The 18,409-nt window shown below is 32.7% G+C and carries 17 protein-coding genes and 1 tRNA gene; 13 read left to right on the top strand and 5 right to left on the bottom strand.

Annotated features, from left to right (window positions below):
- The 11 genes from Q0856_RS03950 (at position 1) to Q0856_RS03900 (ending at position 13,084) form a co-directional block, all read left to right on the top strand.
- Positions 1-588 (top strand): porin family protein, encoded by a 588-nt coding sequence (locus Q0856_RS03950; RefSeq protein WP_298474470.1) that lies wholly within the window; start codon positions 1-3, stop codon positions 586-588.
- Between the two features lie 2 nt (positions 589-590).
- Positions 591-959, top strand: a complete 369-nt coding sequence (locus Q0856_RS03945) for a 3-hydroxyacyl-ACP dehydratase (RefSeq protein WP_298474468.1) — start codon at positions 591-593, stop codon at positions 957-959.
- Between the two features lies 1 nt (position 960).
- Positions 961-1,446, top strand: coding sequence for a hypothetical protein (locus tag Q0856_RS03940; RefSeq protein ID WP_298502833.1), 486 nt, complete (start codon positions 961-963; stop codon positions 1,444-1,446).
- 68 nt (positions 1,447-1,514) lie between these two features.
- The gene (locus Q0856_RS03935) at positions 1,515-2,717 is read left to right on the top strand and encodes a DUF2062 domain-containing protein (RefSeq protein WP_298502830.1); all 1,203 of its coding nucleotides are present in this window, start codon (positions 1,515-1,517) and stop codon (positions 2,715-2,717) included.
- Between the two features lie 4 nt (positions 2,718-2,721).
- Positions 2,722-6,396, top strand: a complete 3,675-nt coding sequence (locus Q0856_RS03930; RefSeq protein ID WP_298502828.1) for an MMPL family transporter — start codon at positions 2,722-2,724, stop codon at positions 6,394-6,396.
- A complete protein-coding gene (locus Q0856_RS03925; RefSeq protein WP_298474459.1) occupies positions 6,393-7,943 on the top strand; it encodes an NAD(P)/FAD-dependent oxidoreductase in 1,551 nt (516 codons plus the stop codon). The genes Q0856_RS03930 and Q0856_RS03925 overlap by 4 nt, the downstream gene beginning before the upstream one ends.
- Positions 7,930-9,615, top strand: a complete 1,686-nt coding sequence (locus tag Q0856_RS03920) for a C45 family peptidase (RefSeq protein WP_298502825.1) — start codon at positions 7,930-7,932, stop codon at positions 9,613-9,615. The genes Q0856_RS03925 and Q0856_RS03920 overlap by 14 nt, the downstream gene beginning before the upstream one ends.
- Positions 9,612-10,901: an AMP-binding protein gene (locus Q0856_RS03915; RefSeq protein ID WP_298502822.1), complete on the top strand. Its 1,290-nt coding sequence runs from the start codon at positions 9,612-9,614 to the stop codon at positions 10,899-10,901. Before Q0856_RS03920 ends, Q0856_RS03915 begins: the two co-directional genes overlap by 4 nt.
- Before the next feature lie 25 nt (positions 10,902-10,926).
- A complete protein-coding gene (locus Q0856_RS03910) occupies positions 10,927-11,493 on the top strand; it encodes a Crp/Fnr family transcriptional regulator (RefSeq protein WP_298502819.1) in 567 nt (188 codons plus the stop codon).
- 53 nt (positions 11,494-11,546) lie between these two features.
- Complete coding sequence (locus Q0856_RS03905; RefSeq protein ID WP_298502816.1) at positions 11,547-11,996, top strand: hypothetical protein; 450 nt, start codon at positions 11,547-11,549, stop codon at positions 11,994-11,996.
- A gap of 407 nt (positions 11,997-12,403) precedes the next feature.
- Positions 12,404-13,084, top strand: coding sequence for an ATP-binding cassette domain-containing protein (locus Q0856_RS03900; protein WP_298502813.1), 681 nt, complete (start codon positions 12,404-12,406; stop codon positions 13,082-13,084).
- Positions 13,085-13,098: 14 nt separating this feature from the next.
- On the opposite strand, the gene recQ is transcribed toward Q0856_RS03900, so the two are convergent.
- The 3 genes from recQ to Q0856_RS03885 form a co-directional block, all read right to left on the bottom strand.
- Positions 13,099-15,216 carry a DNA helicase RecQ gene (gene recQ / locus Q0856_RS03895; protein ID WP_298502811.1) on the bottom strand — a complete coding sequence of 706 codons (2,118 nt, stop codon included), beginning with the start codon at positions 15,214-15,216 and terminating at the stop codon, positions 13,099-13,101.
- A gap of 97 nt (positions 15,217-15,313) precedes the next feature.
- A complete protein-coding gene (gene ssb, locus Q0856_RS03890; protein WP_298502808.1) occupies positions 15,314-15,646 on the bottom strand; it encodes a single-stranded DNA-binding protein in 333 nt (110 codons plus the stop codon).
- A gap of 374 nt (positions 15,647-16,020) precedes the next feature.
- The gene (locus Q0856_RS03885) at positions 16,021-16,143 is read right to left on the bottom strand and encodes a hypothetical protein (protein WP_298502806.1); all 123 of its coding nucleotides are present in this window, start codon (positions 16,141-16,143) and stop codon (positions 16,021-16,023) included.
- Between the two features lie 129 nt (positions 16,144-16,272).
- Between Q0856_RS03885 and Q0856_RS03880 the strand changes: the two genes are divergently transcribed.
- Both Q0856_RS03880 and Q0856_RS03875 read left to right on the top strand, forming a co-directional pair.
- Entirely contained in the window at positions 16,273-16,431 is a 159-nt protein-coding gene (locus tag Q0856_RS03880; RefSeq protein ID WP_298502803.1) for a hypothetical protein, read from the top strand.
- 48 nt (positions 16,432-16,479) lie between these two features.
- A tRNA-Ala gene (locus Q0856_RS03875) sits at positions 16,480-16,551 on the top strand.
- Positions 16,552-16,711: 160 nt separating this feature from the next.
- Here Q0856_RS03875 and Q0856_RS03870 read toward each other — a convergent pair.
- Positions 16,712-17,644, bottom strand: coding sequence for an IS1595 family transposase (locus Q0856_RS03870; protein WP_298502800.1), 933 nt, complete (start codon positions 17,642-17,644; stop codon positions 16,712-16,714).
- Between the two features lie 561 nt (positions 17,645-18,205).
- Positions 18,206-18,376, bottom strand: a complete 171-nt coding sequence (locus tag Q0856_RS03865) for a hypothetical protein (protein ID WP_298502797.1) — start codon at positions 18,374-18,376, stop codon at positions 18,206-18,208.
- Positions 18,377-18,409: the final 33 nt, after the last annotated feature.

Here is an 18,409-nt window from a genome sequence, read left to right as displayed (position 1 = left end):
ATGAAAAAAGGAATTTTAATAATCTTGTTTTTTGCTTTTTCCGTTATAGGTTTCTCGCAATCAAAGGTAAGCCCTGGTATCCGTTTAGGAATAAATAGTTCTAATATATCTAACACAAATTTAGAAGATAAATTAGGTCTTAATGGAGCTGTTTTTGCCGATATTCGGTTTACAGATTTTTATGCATTACAACCAGAAATTGCTTTTTCTAATCAAGGAGGAAAATCTACTTTTAACGGAGATGATCTAAATGTAAATTATATATCTATAGCCGCAGTGAGTAAGTTTTTTGTAATACCTAAGCAAGGGTTGCACTTTATTGTAGGGCCTAGTGTAGATATAGATTTTGATAATAATTTTATTAATTTGGTTAATGATACTAATGATTCTGACGTTACTCCGATAGATTTATCTTTGTTTTTTGGAGTAGGATATGAGTTTCCTTTTGGGTTAATTGTAGAAGCACGTTATAAGCAAGGGCTAATAAATATTGACCTTTTTGATGATTTTTTTGATGATTACCAGGAAGATAACCCAAGCTTAAATAACGTTTTTCAAGTAGGAATTGCTTATAAATTCAAGATTTAAATATGCTGATAGAAGGATTATATACTATTGAAGATTTTGTTACAGACGATAACACTATCAATGCGACAATAAAAATATATAAAGAACATGATGTTTTTAAAGGTCATTTTCCGAATAACCCTGTAATGCCTGGAGTTTGTATGATTCAGATAATAAAGGAACTAACAGAGAAAGCTACTGAAAAACAGTTATTCTTATCGGTGTCTTCTAATATTAAATTCATGGCAATTATTAACCCAGAAAAGAATGATACTCTACAACTTACTTTAGTTCTTAAGCATGAAGAAGGTATCGTTAAAGTAAAAAACACTACTTCTTTTGAAGATACTTTAGCATTGAAATTGAGTGCAACTTTTAAAATTGTAGATTAATATGAAATCTTTTTTTGGTTTTATAATATTGATAATTAGTTTTTTAGGTGCTAATTTGCCTGAGATTAGAAAGGATTATATAGCAGCAAATGATGCCAAAGAAACAACTGAAAAATTGTGCCTTGCTCTAGAAAGTATTACCAAAGAAAGTGAGCCAATATTAATAGCTTATAAGGGGGCAGCAGCTACTTTAAGGGCAAAGCATAGCAAGGGAATAAAGCTAAAGAAAGGCTTTTTTAAAGAAGGTGTAGAATATTTAGAATATTCCGTGGAGAAAGCGCCAAAGAATATAGAGATAAGATGCATACGTTTAAGTGTACAAGAGCATTCCCCAAAAATTTTAAAATACAAAAAAAATATAGAGGAAGATAAGCAGTTTTTAATGAATAATTTTAACTCCACCAAGGATAAAGCAGTACAGAAATTTGTAAAAGACTATGTGTTGCAATCTTCTATTTTTGATGCTGCGGAAAAGAAGTTGTTTTAGTACCTTCAATTGTTATCTTTGTGAAAAACTAAAGTCTTTGTAAAAAGGCTGCACAACACTTTTTATTTTTGCCAGCAAATACGCCATCTATTCAAGAAACTATAGAGCAACTAAAATGTTGTGTAGTTATTCCCACTTATAATAATCAAAAGACGTTAAAGAAGGTTATTTCGGGAGTCCTTGGTTATACAGAAAATATTATCATAATCAATGATGGCTCTACGGATGATACAGCAAAAATTTTATCCGAATTTACGTATCTAACACGTATTCAGTTACAAGAAAATAAGGGTAAAGGAAATGCACTTAAGATTGGGTTTAAAAAAGCTATAGAGTTAGGTTTTTCTTATGCAATAACAATAGACTCTGATGGGCAACATTTTCCAGAAGATATTCCTGTTTTTGTAAATGCGTTGAAAAAAGAAACCACAAAAAATGTGCTTTATATTGGTGCTCGTAATATGGGACAAACAGATGTTCCCAAAAAGAGTAGTTTCGGGAATAAATTTTCTAATTTTTGGTTTTGGTTTGAGACGGGAATTCGATTGACTGATACGCAAAGCGGTTTTAGATTGTATCCTATTTTAGAATTAAAAGAATTAAAATTTTACACCCCTAAATTTGAATTCGAAATTGAAATTATTGTTAGAGCCGCATGGAGAGGAACTTTGGTAAAAAATTTACCAGTGCAGGTTACGTATAATGAAGAAGAAAGAGTGTCCCATTTTAGACCTTTTAAAGATTTTACTAGAATAAGTATTTTAAACACTTGGCTGGTACTTATTGCTCTTTTGTACATTAAACCTAGAGATTTATATAGACGGTTTAAAAAAAAAGGATTTAAACAATTTTTTAAAGAAGATGTTTTACAGAGTGATGATTCTCCAAGAAAAAAGGCATTTTCTATTGCTTTAGGCATTTTTATAGGGCTTTCTCCTTTATGGGGTTTGCACACTGTTTTAGTAATCTCATTAGCCGTTTTTTTTAGACTGAATAAAGTAATAGCTTTTGCATTTTCTAATGTAAGTTTGCCTCCATTTATTCCTTTTGTTTTGTATGCAAGTTCCAAAATAGGCCAATTTTTACTAGGGGAAAAGCACTCTTATACTTTAGAAGATATGACAACAAATTTTGAAGTCTTAAAACATGTAAAGACCTATATTGTTGGTAGTGTAACGCTTGCTACTATTTCGGCTATTACATTAGGGCTTTTGGCGTATTTGTTTTTAACTGTTTTTGATAAAAGAAAGGTGGTAGGGCAAAATGGGTGATTTTTTGTATAAAATATATCGGCAAATAGTAAAACATAAAATTACTAGTATATCAATACTTTTTCTTTTGGTGATAGGTTTTGGAGCTTTAACAAGTAAAATTACATTCGAAGAAGATATAACCAAGCTTATTCCTGTACATACAGAAAACACCGATTATCAAAAAGTATTACAGACGGTAAAGTTTACAGATAAAATTATTGTAAACATACAAAGAGAGCCTAATAGTAAAGTTTCAGATATTACGGCATATGCGAATTCGTTTTTGGATAGTTTAGATAGGGAGTCTAGTTATATAGAAAATGTTCAAGGAAAAATTTCAGATGATGCAGTCTTTAATACCATAGATTTTGTTTATGAAAATTTGCCTTTGTTTTTAGATGAATTAGACTATACACTTTTAGAACAAAAAACTACTAGAGATAGTCTAGTGAGTATAACAAAACAGAATTATAATACACTTATTTCTCCTACTGGGATAATTGCTAAGAAAACTATTTTAAAAGACCCTTTGGGGCTTTCTTTTATAGCAATGAAAAAATTACAAAGCTTAGGTGTTGGAGAGGACTTTACCTTAAAAGACGGATTTTTACTCAGCAAAGATGAACAGCATATCCTTCTTTTTATCACTCCTAAATACCCATCTAGCGAAACGGATAAAAATACTAGTTTTTCAACTGCTTTATACCAAATTCAAGAACAGTTAAATACCCAATATAAAGGTAAAGTACGTAGTGAGTATTTTGGCGCAGCTTTAGTAGCTGTGGCAAATGCTAATCAGATAAAAAGCGATATTCAATTTACGGTAGGGATAGCATTAACATTGTTGTTAGTTATTCTTGTGTTTTTTTATCGCAAGCTTACAGTTCCTATTGTTCTATTTTTACCAACTCTTTTTGGAGGATTAGTATCTGTTGCCATTCTATATCTGTTAAGAGGTAAAATTTCAGCAATTTCACTAGGAATTGGTTCTGTACTTTTAGGTGTAACCTTAGATTATTCGTTGCATATACTTACTCATATTCGGAATAATAAGAGTATAAAAAGTCTTTATGTAGATGTTGCGCCTTCTATTTTAATGAGTAGTCTTACAACAGCAAGTGCATTTTTATGTTTGTTGTTTATAAAATCGCAGGCACTACAAGATCTTGGTATTTTTGCGGCTATTAGCGTGTTAGGGGCATCCATTTTTGCCTTGTTGTTAATTCCGCAAATATATAGCTCTAAAGAAAGCGGGACGAATAAAAGCAATATTTTAGATCGTATAGCGTCCTACAAGATTCACAAAAACAAAATAGTGCTTTCAGGGATTATTTTGGCCTTAATGATAAGCATTTTTACCTATAATAAAGTAGTATTCAATACCGATATTGCTAAAATGAATTACGAACCAAAGGCACTTTTAAATGCTCGTAATAATTTAGAAAAGCTTACAGATTTAGGGTCTAAGTCAATCTATGCCGCGGCATATGGGAATGACTTAGAAACGGCTTTACAAACCAATGATAATATATATAAGATATTAAAAGAAAGTAAGTTAAAAGGGAATCTTAAAAATTTTAGCTCTATAGGTGCATTGGTAGCATCTCAGAAGAAACAAAACGAGAAGATTCAACGTTGGAAAGAATTTTGGAATACAAATAAAATTTTGCAAACCAAGAACGATTTAATTGTGGCTGGAGAATCTTTAGGTTTTAAACCTAAGACTTTTAATTCTTTTTATAAATTGTTAGGTAAAGACTTTAAATCTCTTTCTCTTGAAGATTATAATGCCATCGATGTTTTGTCTATTTCAGATTTTATAGGAACTAAAGAAGATTTTACTGCTGTAACGTCTTTAATAAAAGTAGAGACATCTGAAGATACCGAGGTAATTAAAAGAAAATTAAACAATGACCAGATTATTCTAATTGATCGTCAGGGAATGAATGAAGCTTTTTTAGGAAATCTTAAAAATGATTTTAATCGTTTAATAGGGTATTCCGTTCTTGTGGTTTTAGTGCTACTACTACTTTTTTATAAGAGCTTTTCTATTACATTAGTGACAGGTATACCTATTTTTTTAACCTGGTTTTTAACCATCGGTATTATGGGGTTGTTACATATAGAGTTTAATATATTTAATATTATTATTTCTACATTTATTTTTGGTTTAGGAGTAGATTATAGCATTTTTATAACGAATGGTTTATTAGCAGAAAATAGAACGGGAGAAAGAGTTATGTCTACGCATAAAACTTCTATATTATTATCTGTAATAACTACTATTTTAGGAGTAGGAGTTCTTATTTTTGCTAAACATCCGGCTTTATATACTATTTCTTTAGTTTCTTTGGTCGGTATATTGTCGGCGGTACTTATTGCTTTTACCGTACAACCTTTACTTTTTAAATTATTTATTGGGAATAAAACAAAAAGGCCTGTTTCTATACGTTTGTTTATACATTCTTTTTTGTCCTTTACTTATTTTGGTTTGGGAGGGTTGTTTCTTTCTTTTCTAGGAATTGTCATTCAAATAATTCCGTTACCAAAGAAAACAAAAATGAATTGGTTTCATAGGATTATCTCTAAACTTATGGGGTCTGTTTTGTATAGCAATTGGTTTGTATCTAAAAAAATCATCAATCTAGATAAAAATACATTTAAGAAACCGGTTATGATTATTGCTAACCATACCTCTTTCTTAGATATTTTGGCTATAGGAATGTTACATCCGAAAATTGTTTTTTTGGTAAATGATTGGGTATACAATTCTCCTGTTTTTGGTAAAGCAGTACAAGCGGCAGGTTTTTATCCGGTTTCTAAGGGTATAGAAAACGGAGAGGAGCATTTACGTAAAAAAGTAGCCCAAGGGTATTCTCTTATTGCCTTTCCAGAAGGTACACGTTCTAAAACTAATAAAATAAAAAGATTCCATAAAGGGGCTTTTCATTTAGCAGAAAAATTAAATTTAGATATTCTTCCTATTCTTATTCATGGTAATTCGGAAGTAAATCCAAAGGGTAGTTTTATAATCCGAGACGGTAGTATAACAGTTAAGATATTAAATAAATTACGGATTAATAGTTCTGAGTTTGGCGCTACAACTAGGGAAAAAACAAAAAAAATTAGTCAGTATTTTAAGGATGAATTTAAGAAAACAAGGAAGAGTATAGAAGACGCTTTTTATTTTCATTCTATAGTTTTGTTAGAATATAGATACAAAGGAAATGCCTTTTATAAGGCAGTTAAAAGTGATTTAAAATCGAATGCCTTGCTGTATAAGGAGGTTTTAGATTATGTGGATTCTAAAGCGAGTATTTGGCATATGTCTCAGGATTATGGTTCATTAGATTTGTTGCTAAAATTAGATGGTCCAGATAGAAAAATTCATACATTTATTAAGGATGCGGAAGCTAGAGAAATTGTAGCAAATACATATATTACGCACAACTATGGTAAAATTAGTTTCGCCGAGTCGGTGTTAGAAACTGTAAAGAAGGATGCTAACGTTGGTATTGTTAACTTGGACATTATAAATTCTGAAGAATGGATATCTATTTTAAAGTCTGAAATTACTACCTTAATCCTGTTAAAAGAAAGTAAAAATACTATGTTGAAAGATATAGAAACTCAAGGATTTAAAATAGATAAAGAGATACCGCAAGCTTTATTTTTAAAAAGGGTAATTGAAATATGAATAAGCAGTACGATGTTGTAATTGTTGGGAGTGGTATGGGTGGCCTTGTTTCTGCTATAATCCTTGCAAAAGAGGGGAAGAGTGTTTGTGTTTTAGAAAAGAATAATCAATATGGAGGTAATTTACAGACTTTTGTTCGTGAAAAAACCATTTTTGATACGGGAGTGCACTATATAGGCGGGCTTTCTAAAGGGCAAAATTTATATCGCTATTTTAAGTATTTGGGCATTTTCGATGGGTTGAATCTTAAGAAAATGGACGAGGATGCCTTTGATAGTATTACATTTGATGAAGACCAAACGGAATATAATCATGCGCAAGGTTACGAGCATTTTCAGAAGTCACTTATTAATCAATTCCCAGAAGAAGAAGCGGGTATAAAAGCATATTGTAAAAATTTAAGAGAAACTTGCGATAAGTTTCCGTTGTATAATCTAAAGTTAGGAAAACCTTATTATGATGATACAGAGTTGTTTTCTCTCCCGGCAAGAGAGCATATAAACTCTTTTACGACAAACGAAAAGTTACAGGCGGTCTTAGCTGGGTCTAATTTATTATATGCCGGGGAGCCTAATAAAACTCCTTTTTACGTGCATGCTCTTTCCGTAAACTCTTATATAGAAAGTTCGTATCGTTGTGTTAATGGTGGGAGCCAGATAACAAAATTGTTAATTAGAAGATTAATAGAAAACGGAGGAGAGGCTTATAAGCATCAAGAAGTTACACAATTAGAGTATAAGGATAAGAAGATTGTAGCGGCCCATACCAAAGAAGGTAAAGTTGTAAGAGGAGACCTTTTTATATCGAATATAGAGCCTAAATTAACATTGAAATTGGTTGGGGAAACCAATTTTAGAAAAGCCTATAGCAATAGGATTAAAGGTATTGAGAGTACAATTTCGGCCTTTAGTATTCACTTGGTTCTAAAACCAGAAACAGTAAAATATTTAAACAAAAATTATTACCATTACAAAACTCCAGATGCAGTTTGGAATTGCCATAACTATACACAAGAAAATTGGCCGCTAGGGTATATGGTATCCATGGGAGTTAAAAAAGGTTTAGGAGAATGGGCGGACCAATTAACCGCTATTACCTATATGCAGTACGATGAAGTAAGGCAGTGGGACAAAACCTTTAATACGGTTGCTCAAAAGAATGATAGAGGCGAAACTTATGAAGACTTTAAAAAGATAAAGGCAGAGCAATTTATTAAGGAATTAGAGAAAAAATTTCCAACTATAAGAGAGTGTATACAAACTATTTATACATCAACGCCACTTTCGTATAGAGATTATATAGCTTGTAATGAGGGTTCTATGTACGGGTACGTAAAAGATGTAAATAACCCTTTAAAATCTGTTTTATCGCCAAGAACAAAAATTAAAAATTTACTATTTACAGGACAAAGTCTAAACATGCACGGAATTTTAGGAGTAACAATTAGTGGTATTGTAACCTGTTCGGAAATTCTTGGTAGAGAATATTTATTAAATAAAATTGTTGAACCAACGGCCGAAGAAATTGTATCTAATGAGACGCTATAGTAGGCATTGTATAAGGTTAATTTGCGTTCTTTTTATTGGCATAGGAATTACTTCTTGTGGCATTTCTAAGTCGTTAAATAATGTGCCAGATATAAGTGCGTATTCTCTAGAAAAACCAGAACGTATAAAAGTATCTGATTCTAGTTACGCAGTTACTAATGGTTTTTTAAATAAGAACAAACAGGGTTCATGGGAGTTGTATGTAAAAGGCAATCCTATGCAACTAGGTTTAGCAACAGGAGCTTTAACGCAAGAACTTTTTCATAAGCAAGAAAATGCACTGTTATCTAAGGTAGATGAGTTGGTGCCTTCTAAAACCAAGCAGTATTTACTACGTAAATTTTTAGCTTGGTTTAACCGTAAAATGTACCTGAATATCAATGAAGATTTTAAAGCAGAAATTTACGGACTATCCTATTATGCCTCTCCAAAATACCAACATATAGCAGAACCGTATCCTAGAATATTATATTTACATGGCGCGCATGATATTGGCCATGCATTACAAGATTTAGCCCTGGTTGGTTGCTCCTCTTTTGCTGCTTGGGGAGATAAAACAGAGGACGGAAAACTTATCATTGGGCGTAATTTAGATTTCTATGCTGGCGATACTTTTGCAGAAGATAAGATAATAGCATTTATAGAGCCAGAGAAAGGCCACCCATTTATGTCGGTTACTTGGGGCGGAATGCTAGGAGTAGTTTCTGGAATGAATAATCAAGGATTAACCGTCACTATTAATGCCGGAAAATCTAAATTTCCTTTGGTTGCGAAAACACCCATATCTCTAGTTACCAGAGAAATTTTGCAGTATGCTAGTACTATCGAAGAAGCTATTGCAATTGCAAAAAGTAAAGAGGTTTTTGTTTCCGAATCTATTTTTGTGGGTAGTGCAAAAGATAAAGAGGTTGTATTAATAGAAGTTTCTCCCAAGAACTTTGGAGTTTATAAAGTGGAGAATCAGAATACTTTGGTGTGTTCTAATCATTTTCAAAGCGTAGCGTACGTTGATGATGAAAAAAATCAAAAACACATTCTAGAGAGTCACTCTCAATATCGTTATGAGCGCATGCAAGAGTTGCTGCAAGAAAACCCAAAGGTAACCCCAGAAGTAGCGGTAGGTATTCTTAGAAATAAAGAAGGTTTAGATGATAAAGAAATTGGTTATGGGAATGAGAAGGCTTTAAATCAGTTATTAGCCCATCACGGTATTGTTTTTAAGCCAGAAGAATTATTGGTTTGGGTTTCTTCTAACCCGTATCAATTGGGAGAGTTTGTAGCGTATGATTTAAATACTATTTTTAAAGAAAAAGCGGAAAAAATAAATCCGAGACAGTTGGCGGATGATACTTTAACCATAGCAAAGGACTCTTTTCAATTCACTAAAACATTTGCTAATTATGAGAGTTATAGAGTTCTAAAGAGTACCATTGAAAAAACCATACGTCAAGAAAAAAAAGTAGACTTGCAGTTGTTTAAAGAGTTGCAAAAGAAAAATCCGAATCATTGGGAAGGATATTATATTAGTGGTAAATACTTATATGAGCAAGGGTATTATAGAGCTGCTTTAGCGGAATTTAATGTGGCTAAAACTAAAGAAATTACAACACTTGTAGACCAAGAAAATATAGACCTTTATATTCGCAAAATAAAACGGAAAATAGACGTATGATTCCTGAGATAGAAAAAGCAGACAAGCAAACGATAAAAGCTTTTCAAGAAGAAAAACTGAGAGAATTAATATCCTATCTACAGGAAAAATCTCCGTATTACAGACGTTTGTTCAAGAGTCATAAAATTGTTGTAAAGGATATTCAGACTTTGGAAGATTTGGTAAAAATAAAACCAACTACGAAGGAAGAGTTACAAAAGCATAATGCCGATTTTCTATGTGTTTCTAAGACCAATATTGTAGATTATGTAACCACATCGGGCACCTTAGGAGACCCAGTTACCGTAGCTTTAACTGATGCCGATTTGGAGCGTTTGGCCTATAACGAATCTATCTCTTTTGCTTGCGCTGGTATTACAAAGGAAGATGTTTTACAACTTACTACGACTATGGATAGGCGTTTTATTGCTGGTTTGGCATATTTCTTAGGTGCCAGAAAATTGGGAGCCGGAATTATAAGAGTAGGCGCCGGCATTCCAGAATTGCAATGGGATACTATTGTAAAATTTAAACCTTCGTATTTAATAGTAGTACCTTCTTTTTTATTAAAATTGGTAAGCTATGCAGAGGAGCACGGTATAGATTATAAAAATTCGGGTATAAAAGGTGCGGTTTGTATTGGAGAGTCGTTACGCAACCAAGATTTTTCTTTGAATATCTTAGGAAATAAAATTAAAGAAAAGTGGGATATAGATTTGTTTTCTACCTACGCTTCTACAGAAATGAGTACTGCTTTTACGGAATGTTCCGAAATGCAAGGCGGACACCAACATCCAGAATTAATTATTGTGGAAGTCTTAGATGATAATAACCAACCTGTACCGGCAGGAACAGAAGGAGAATTAACGATTACAACTCTTGGTGTAGAGGCAATGCCGCTTTTACGTTTTAAAACTGGCGATATTGTAGTGGCACATGATAATCCTTGTGCTTGTGGTAGAAATACGGTTAGAATAGGGCCTTTGGTGGGAAGAAAAAAACAAATGGTAAAGTACAAGGGAACTACCCTTTATCCACCAGCAATGGATAATCTTTTAAACGATTTTACAGAAGTAGAAAGCCATGTTATAGAAATTTATCATAACGATATTGGTACCGACGAAATTGGAATTAAAATAGCCTCTAATAACCAATCCGACGAATTACAGAACGAAATACGTGACCACTTTAGGTCTAAACTTAGAGTTGCTCCAAAGATTGAATATTGTAGTAATGCAGAAATTCAAAAATTAAGAAGTTCTATGTTAGGAAGAAAGCCAGTAACTGTGATTGATAGGAGAGGGTAAAGGTGTTTTTTTAAATCTTTTAGATATGGAGGAAGTAAGAAAATCTCTAGATACTATTAGCAAGCTTTCGGATGCCGATTGGGAGATATTCTCTTCCAAATTAAAGAAATACGAAATAAAAAAAGGCGATGCGATTTTAAAAGCAGGAAATGTAGAGCGCTATCTTAGTTTTATTATAGAGGGTTCTGCTAGAATTTATATTCCTAAAATAGAGAATGATGTAACTGTTGGGTTTGTTTTTGAGAATGAATTTGTGAGCTCTTATGCTTCTTTTTTAAACAGAGAACCAAGTATATTTCAGATAGATGCTATGTCTGCTGTCGTAGTTTGGCGTTTAACCTATGCTGATCTTCAGGATATTTATAAAGAAACAGTTGATGGAAATAGTATTGGTAGGGTAACGGCAGAAACTTTGTTTCTTGCCAAATCTAAAAGAGAAGCGTCTTTATTAACCCAATCTGCTGAGGAAAGATATCTTAATTTATTTAGAGAAAGGCCTAATTTAATAAAGGAAATTCCTCTTAAATATATAGCTTCTTATATTGGAGTAACACCACAAGCTTTGAGTAGAATTCGAAAAAGAATTACTTAACCTAGGTTCATTGTTTGGTCTTTTAGCTACCTCTACTTTTGCTAAAAAAAAAGATGAAACCATTTTTAATTCTTATTGTTGTTAGTATTCTTGCTTTTATTTTTATAAAAATAAACACAGGAAATTATGATTATGCTTTTTCCGCACGTATAGGAATGTCTGCCATGTTGTTTTTTACAGCATTAGGGCATTTTATGTACGCAGACGGAATGGCTTTAATGGTCCCCGACTTTATTCCTTTTAAAAAAGAGGTTATTATTTTAACTGGAATTATAGAGGTGTTTGGCGCTTTTGCTTTACACTTTTCGGAATACCGAGTAGTAGTGGCATGGCTTTTAATTTTATTTTTTATAGCAATACTTCCTTCTAATATAAAGGCAGCACTAGAAAATATAAACTATCAAAAAGCTACCTATGATGGGCCTGGATTAGTATATCTTTGGTTTAGAGTGCCGTTACAAATATTCTTTATTGTTTGGATTTATTTATCTTCTATTAGATGATGTTATTTAAAAAAGTATGATTAAATGAGTATTACAAAAGAATTGGCTTTTTTTTAAGTCTAAACATTCCCTATTTAATCTATTTTTAAGGGATTGAAGTTACAGGCGGTACTTCTTTAGATGTAAAATATTGTTCTGAAATTTTTAAAAAACATATTACTCTTTCAAAAAAGAATATTTTTTGGAGCACTTTTAATTTCAATTCCTATTGGAATTTTATTTGGTGGGGCTTTATTAAATATTGCAATTAGCTATCTGGTAGCTGCTCCATTAGTGCATTTTTATGTTTATGATTTTCAGAGTAAACAAGAATATTATTATTACTATAATTTGGGTTTTAGTAAAACAATATTGTGGCTATCTACTTTAGGAGTAGGAGTTTTTAACATGTTAATACTCTTACTATTATGAAAAAATTACATGTAGATAGTATAACCAAGTCTTATGATAATAAAGTTTTATTAAGTGATATTTTTATTTCTTGTGAAATTGGAGAAATAAAAGGACTTTTAGGTAGAAATGGTTGTGGGAAATCTACTTTATTGAAAATTATTTTTGGTATTGAAAATTCAGATTCTAAGTTTGTTAGAATAGGAGATAAAGTTATCCAAAATGTTTCTCATGGTAGAGGCCTTTTAAACTATTTACCGCAAGAGAATTTTTTGCCCAATGACGTAAGAGTAAAATCTTTGATTACCCTTTTTCTTTCTAAGGAAAATAGAAATATTGTTCTGGAAAATTTCTATGTAAAACCATTGTGGAATAAAAAAGTAAAGCACCTTTCTGGTGGGGAGAAAAGAATAATAGAAATCTTATTAGTTATTCATTCCCAGGCAAAATATCTATTGCTAGACGAACCTTTTAATGGCGTGAGCCCATTAATGGTAGATTACATTATTGCATATATTAAAAAAATGAAGATAGATAAGGGAATTATTATCACGGATCATGATTATGAAAACGTAATAAAAGTTTCCGATACGGTATCTTTTTTAAAAGATGGGTATCTTAAAGAGTTAAAAGATAACAAGCAGTTAGTAGAATTGGGGTACTTAACTACAGCTACCTATAATGCTGTTTTTACATAGAAGTAGTGTCTTATTTAATTATCTAACAAATACAATCCCATTTTAATTTTCCAGTAGGGTATTTTTTCTTCAAAATAGGTAAAATAAGCTTTTAGTCCATCTTCTGCTGTAAGTGCTTCTTTGGCTTTTTCTATTTTTTGTATTTCTTCGGAAGATATAAATTGGTCAAAATCTATGGTTTCACCATTTTCACGCATCTTTTGTAAATGTCCGTAGATAGTATCTTCTTTTATGCCTCTTTCTACAGCAATATCGCTAATAGAAATTCCGTCTTTAAACATGGAATACGAAACCTCATGTGTAGGAACTTTTGTTTTTACGGTTCTTCTATGCGCTGCTATTTCATCCATAAAAACCTTAGCATATTTCTTTAGTTTGGCAGCACCAACACCAGAAACTTTTTCAAAAGCTTCTATGGTCATAGGTTTTTTTGCTTCCATATCTTTTAAACTGGCATCGGTAAAAACTACATAGGCAGGCACGTTTTCTTCGGTTGCTATTTGTTGTCTAAGGGCACGTAATTTTTCAAATAAAGCACTTTGTTTTTTAACAGCTTTTGCTTTTTCCTTAGCCCTTTCTTTAAGGTCTATAAGGGTAGCCAATTGCACTTTTTGTTTTTCAAACAAAATAGACTTTGCCAGTGGTGTTAATTCTAACTTAGAATGTTCTTTAAAGTTTATTTGCAGCACTCCTTGATTTAGTAATTGTACTATATATTGCTGCAAATCTTGCCAAGGAATATCTTTTAAAGCACCGTAAGTTTTTATGTTTTGATATCCTTTATCGTATACCGCAGCGTTTTGGGAACCTCGTAAAACATCTATAACCGTTCCCATAGCTTCTTGCTCTTTTAGACGAACAATAGCGGAGCAAATTTTCTGTGCCATTACGGTAGCATCAAAATAGGCAGGTGGGCGTTTGCATATATCGCAATTCCCGCAAGCTTTGGTATTGTGTTCTCCAAAGTAATTTAATAGTGCAATTCGTCTACAACTTAAAGCTTCGGCAAATTGTTGCATACGTTCTAATTTTGCCAACTGTACGGTAGTATTACCTCCGTTATCTATAAATTTACGTAGTTGCAAAACATCAGAATAGCTATAAAAAAGTAAGGTGTTAGAATCTATACCATCACGGCCAGCCCTACCAATTTCTTGGTAATAGCCTTCTAAGTTTTTAGGCATGTTGTAGTGAATAACCCAACGTACATTACTTTTGTCTATTCCCATGCCAAAAGCAATGGTGGCTACAATAATTGGAGTGCGGTCATTAATAAAGTCTTCCTGAATTGTAGAACGTTTATCGGCCTGTATACCTGCGTGATAAGCTTTGGCTTTAAAACCTAAATTGCAGAGCTGTTCGGCAATTTTTTCGGTACTTTTTCTACTTAAACAATAGATAATACCACTTTCGGTACTTTTACCTTCTAAGAACTGCTGTATTTGCTGCATTCTATTTTGCCCAGGTCTAACCTCTAAATACAGATTGGCTCTGTTAAAAGACGCCAAATGGCGCTCTGCATGCGGAATAGAAAGTTGGTCTAGAATATCATCTTGTGTAGCACGGTCGGCAGTTGCTGTAAGTGCAATAATAGGCACTTTGGGGTAGGCTGTTTTTAAACGCCCAAGTTGGGTATATGCAGGTCTAAAATCGTGACCCCATGAGGAAATACAATGCGCCTCATCTACCGCAATAAGGTCTATGCTTACTTGGGTAAAATAAGGTTCAATAAAAGGTAAACTTTCTGGCGCTACGTAAAAGAGTTTTAGTTTTCCTTCTTTAAAGTTTTTTAAAGTTTCTTGTTGTTCTTCGGTTGGTTGGGAACTATTGTAATAAGCTACTGAAACACCGTTGGCACGTAACACATCTACTTGATCTTTCATAAGTGCAATAAGTGGAGAAATAACCACCGTTGTACCTTCTAATGCTAAAGCTGGTAATTGATAGCAGAGCGATTTACCACCACCAGTAGGCATAATAGCCATTACGTCTTTTTTGTTTAGTACATTGGAGATAACCTCTAACTGGTTAGGTCTAAAAGAATCGTAACCAAAATGGGTTTTTAAAAGGCTAAGTAATTGTTGTTTTTGTTCTTCTTGTAGCATACGAGGTAAAGTTACAGTTTGCGGCATTGGTTACAAAACAAAAAACTGCTCTTCTAGTATAGAAGAACAGTTTGTGTTTAAAATTACTATTGGAAAATCAGTATTAATTTTTCAATCATGATTATTACTTCCCTAACATTAATAACTCATTGCACCGAATCTCGGTAATGTATCTTTTTTCGCCTTCTTTGGTGTCATAACTACGGTGCGTAAGTTTCCCTTCTACAGCAACTTGTTTTCCTTTTTGTAAATAGCTTTCTACAATGTCTGCTGTTTTTCCCCATGCTACAATAGAATGCCATTGGGTGTCTTCTACTTTTTCGCCATTCGCATTTTTGTAATGGTCTGTAGTTGCGATAGAGAATTTTGCTAGTTTTTTCCCGCTGTCTAGGATTACAATTTCTGGGTCTTGTCCTAAATGTCCAATCAACTGTACTTTGTTTTTAAGTGCGTTCATACGTTTTAAATTTTAATGTTAAACAGTTAATACTATGGTGCTTTATTGCTGCCACGTTGCAAACATAGAACGGCTCTTAAAGTTTATTCGGTTGCAAAATATTTACTTTCGTTTGTAAACGTTTGTAGTCGTTTAAATTCGAATAAGAACACAATAGATGGGGCATCTATATACCAAATGGGACAAGAAAATAAAGTAATGTTTCGCACTGGAAATGTGCTATTTTTTTTAAATCAAACCTATACTTTACGATTACACAACCGCTAATTCAGTTATACAGAGCGTAGGCGTCTTACCTAATTCAAAGTATAGTATCACTTGTATAAGAGCGTTAACATGTATTAATCCAATTCTACTAACATTGGGTAATCATGTTACTTTTTCTTTTTTGGAACTGATGCTTTTAAGACATCATCTAGAGTAGTGTTAATCTTTAATTTCTCTTCGTACTTCTTTGCACGTTCCTTTTTTTCTTTTATGGGTTGTTTCTTTTCCATAGTGTAAAGTTAAGAAATAAAACATATTGTTAGTTAACTGTTAACAACTTCTGCTTTTGTCTGACAAAATCACACAAAATATTACATAATTTTGTAGTACAAGATGTCTAACTATAATAATTGAATAATATGGGAGCAACTAAAGATTACCGAAAAACAATTAGAATGAACCAAGACTTGTATACTCAGGTTAATCGATTAGCAGAAATGCAAAATCGTAATTTTTCAAATTTTGTAGTAACTGTATTAAAGCAAACTGTAGAAAAACAGGAAGAACAACCTATATAAAAAATAAAAGCCTCTCGACTTATTCGAAAGGCTTTTTTCATATTACCGGGTGCCGTGGCCGAGCGGTTAGGCGGGTGTCTTGCAAGTATCTCCACACCAGTTCGAATCTGGTCGGCACCTCAGAAAAGAGCTGGACGTAAGTCTGGCTCTTTTTAGTTGGTAACGTATTCTTCGTCGAAAATATTGTTTTTTACCTACAATTGACATGTCGAACAGTATAAATTTTATTTTTTTAACATTTAAATCACAAAGATAAGGAATATTTCCATAAATATGGATTTTATCCAATAAGAGTATCGTATCTCAACACACTTTCCGACCCTTCCAAGAACAAATTAAAACGCTCATTAGAAGTTAAGTTACGATTATTAAACCTTGCTGCATACTCATCTAGGTAACGACTAATATGCTTATCGCTTACTTGATGATATACACCATATAATCCACGTTTTAACACACTCCAAAAACTTTCTATTGTATTTGTGTGTACTTGACCTTCAACATAAATGTTTAATGCGTGCTTTACATTATCATGCTTATATGTTTTCTTCAACTGCTTGTATGCAGGTGCTTCATCTGAATAGATAGTAGCATCTTGCGGTACATGAGTTTTAACAAACTCTAACATATTTTGTGTAGTTTCTCCTGATACATACTTTAAAGCAACCTTACCGTTTCTTTCAATGATACCAATAACGGTTTTCTTTGCCTTGTATGGCTTACCTTCATTGGTCAACGATAAATCATCTTTAGAACGTCTTTTTTTAAGGTGCTTGTTTTTCTCTTTACCACCGATATAAGTAGCATCAGTTTCAACCATTTTTTCCTTTCCTAACATTTGAGGAGCTTTTTCTTTTAGCATTTCTCTAATTCTATGAAGTACAAACCATGCTGTTTTTTGTGTAATACCTAAATCAATTGCAAGTTGTACGGAACTAATACCTTTTTTATGCTCCGTACATAACCATATTGCAGCAAACCAAATACGAAAAGGAATTTTTGAATTTTCAAAGATAGTACCAACCTTTACAGTAAATTTCTTATGACATTCTTTATCTCTACACTTGTAACCTCTATTGGTTTTATATGGATTTTCACAACCACAATGAGGACAATGCGGCTCATTACCCCAACGTAGATTTTCGTAATATTCTACACAGGTACTTTCTTCTTTAAAGTAATCTAATAATTGTGGTAATGACTTGAATTGCATGGTGTTTTATTTAGATAATCAAATATACATTTTGTCCCACTAACTACCTAATATTTATATATAAATCTTTACTAAACAATAAATTATAAAAATTTAACTTATAAAATTTTGGATCCGATTCATAATATTTATACATTTGTAATGAATAAGAGGGCGTACCCTTGAGAGCAGCCCCCTTATCGACCGTTTCTTTAAAAGCCCTATCCGAATGGAAGACGGCACACTTTTAAAAATTCAGTCTAGCTAATCCCTAATGATGGGAGTCGCTTGGTTTAAATTAAATCTAGAGTTGAGTTTATTATAACTCGATTAGGTCGGGCTAATGAGACCCGTTTTTTCGGCAAATGAAACCGACTTTATCCCCTAGATTTTTTTAGTTACTTTACCCGTCTAACGGTTGTCGTAACTCTTACCCTTGTGGTAACTGTGACCCTTACGGGTCTAATTCTAATAACTCTTGCCATCTCGCATTTATATTAGGGTTAAACAAAATGGATGAACCTCGAGCCATCCTACCGATTAAATCAAAGGACATATTGGTGTATGTCCTTTTTTAATTCCTTAAACTTCTTCTTCGTACTTGTCTAGTATCGTATCTACTTTATTAGAGAATGACCTATTGTCTTTGTCTGCTAACCTTTGTATTTTTTCAATCACTTCTGGACGCAACCTGACCGTCTTAATTTTTACATTATTTTCCATAATTCCACTATTTAGAATGATTTTAAACAAAGGTAAAAATAATAATCAGGTAGAATCGATCTG

This window comes from uncultured Maribacter sp., from assembly GCF_947496775.1.
Taxonomy (GTDB): domain Bacteria; phylum Bacteroidota; class Bacteroidia; order Flavobacteriales; family Flavobacteriaceae; genus Maribacter_B.
Note: the sequence above shows the minus strand (reverse complement) of the source record. Positions and strands in the feature narration are given on the sequence as shown.

Excerpts from the sequence above, each read along its gene's own strand:
- Q0856_RS03885 (WP_298502806.1), bottom strand. The coding sequence starts at position 16,143 with ATGGAAAAGAAACAACCCATAAAAGAAAAAAAGGAACGTGCAAAGAAG.
- Q0856_RS03880 (WP_298502803.1), top strand. The coding sequence starts at position 16,273 with ATGGGAGCAACTAAAGATTACCGAAAAACAATTAGAATGAACCAAGAC.
- Q0856_RS03925 (WP_298474459.1), top strand. The coding sequence starts at position 6,393 with ATGAATAAGCAGTACGATGTTGTAATTGTTGGGAGTGGTATGGGTGGC.
- Q0856_RS03905 (WP_298502816.1), top strand. The coding sequence starts at position 11,547 with ATGAAACCATTTTTAATTCTTATTGTTGTTAGTATTCTTGCTTTTATT.
- Q0856_RS03910 (WP_298502819.1), top strand. The coding sequence starts at position 10,927 with ATGGAGGAAGTAAGAAAATCTCTAGATACTATTAGCAAGCTTTCGGAT.
- ssb (WP_298502808.1), bottom strand. The coding sequence starts at position 15,646 with ATGAACGCACTTAAAAACAAAGTACAGTTGATTGGACATTTAGGACAA.
- Q0856_RS03870 (WP_298502800.1), bottom strand. The coding sequence starts at position 17,644 with ATGCAATTCAAGTCATTACCACAATTATTAGATTACTTTAAAGAAGAA.
- recQ (WP_298502811.1), bottom strand. The coding sequence starts at position 15,216 with ATGCCGCAAACTGTAACTTTACCTCGTATGCTACAAGAAGAACAAAAA.
- Q0856_RS03915 (WP_298502822.1), top strand. The coding sequence starts at position 9,612 with ATGATTCCTGAGATAGAAAAAGCAGACAAGCAAACGATAAAAGCTTTT.
- Q0856_RS03900 (WP_298502813.1), top strand. The coding sequence starts at position 12,404 with ATGAAAAAATTACATGTAGATAGTATAACCAAGTCTTATGATAATAAA.
- Q0856_RS03940 (WP_298502833.1), top strand. The coding sequence starts at position 961 with ATGAAATCTTTTTTTGGTTTTATAATATTGATAATTAGTTTTTTAGGT.
- Q0856_RS03950 (WP_298474470.1), top strand. The coding sequence starts at position 1 with ATGAAAAAAGGAATTTTAATAATCTTGTTTTTTGCTTTTTCCGTTATA.
- Q0856_RS03945 (WP_298474468.1), top strand. The coding sequence starts at position 591 with ATGCTGATAGAAGGATTATATACTATTGAAGATTTTGTTACAGACGAT.
- Q0856_RS03920 (WP_298502825.1), top strand. The coding sequence starts at position 7,930 with ATGAGACGCTATAGTAGGCATTGTATAAGGTTAATTTGCGTTCTTTTT.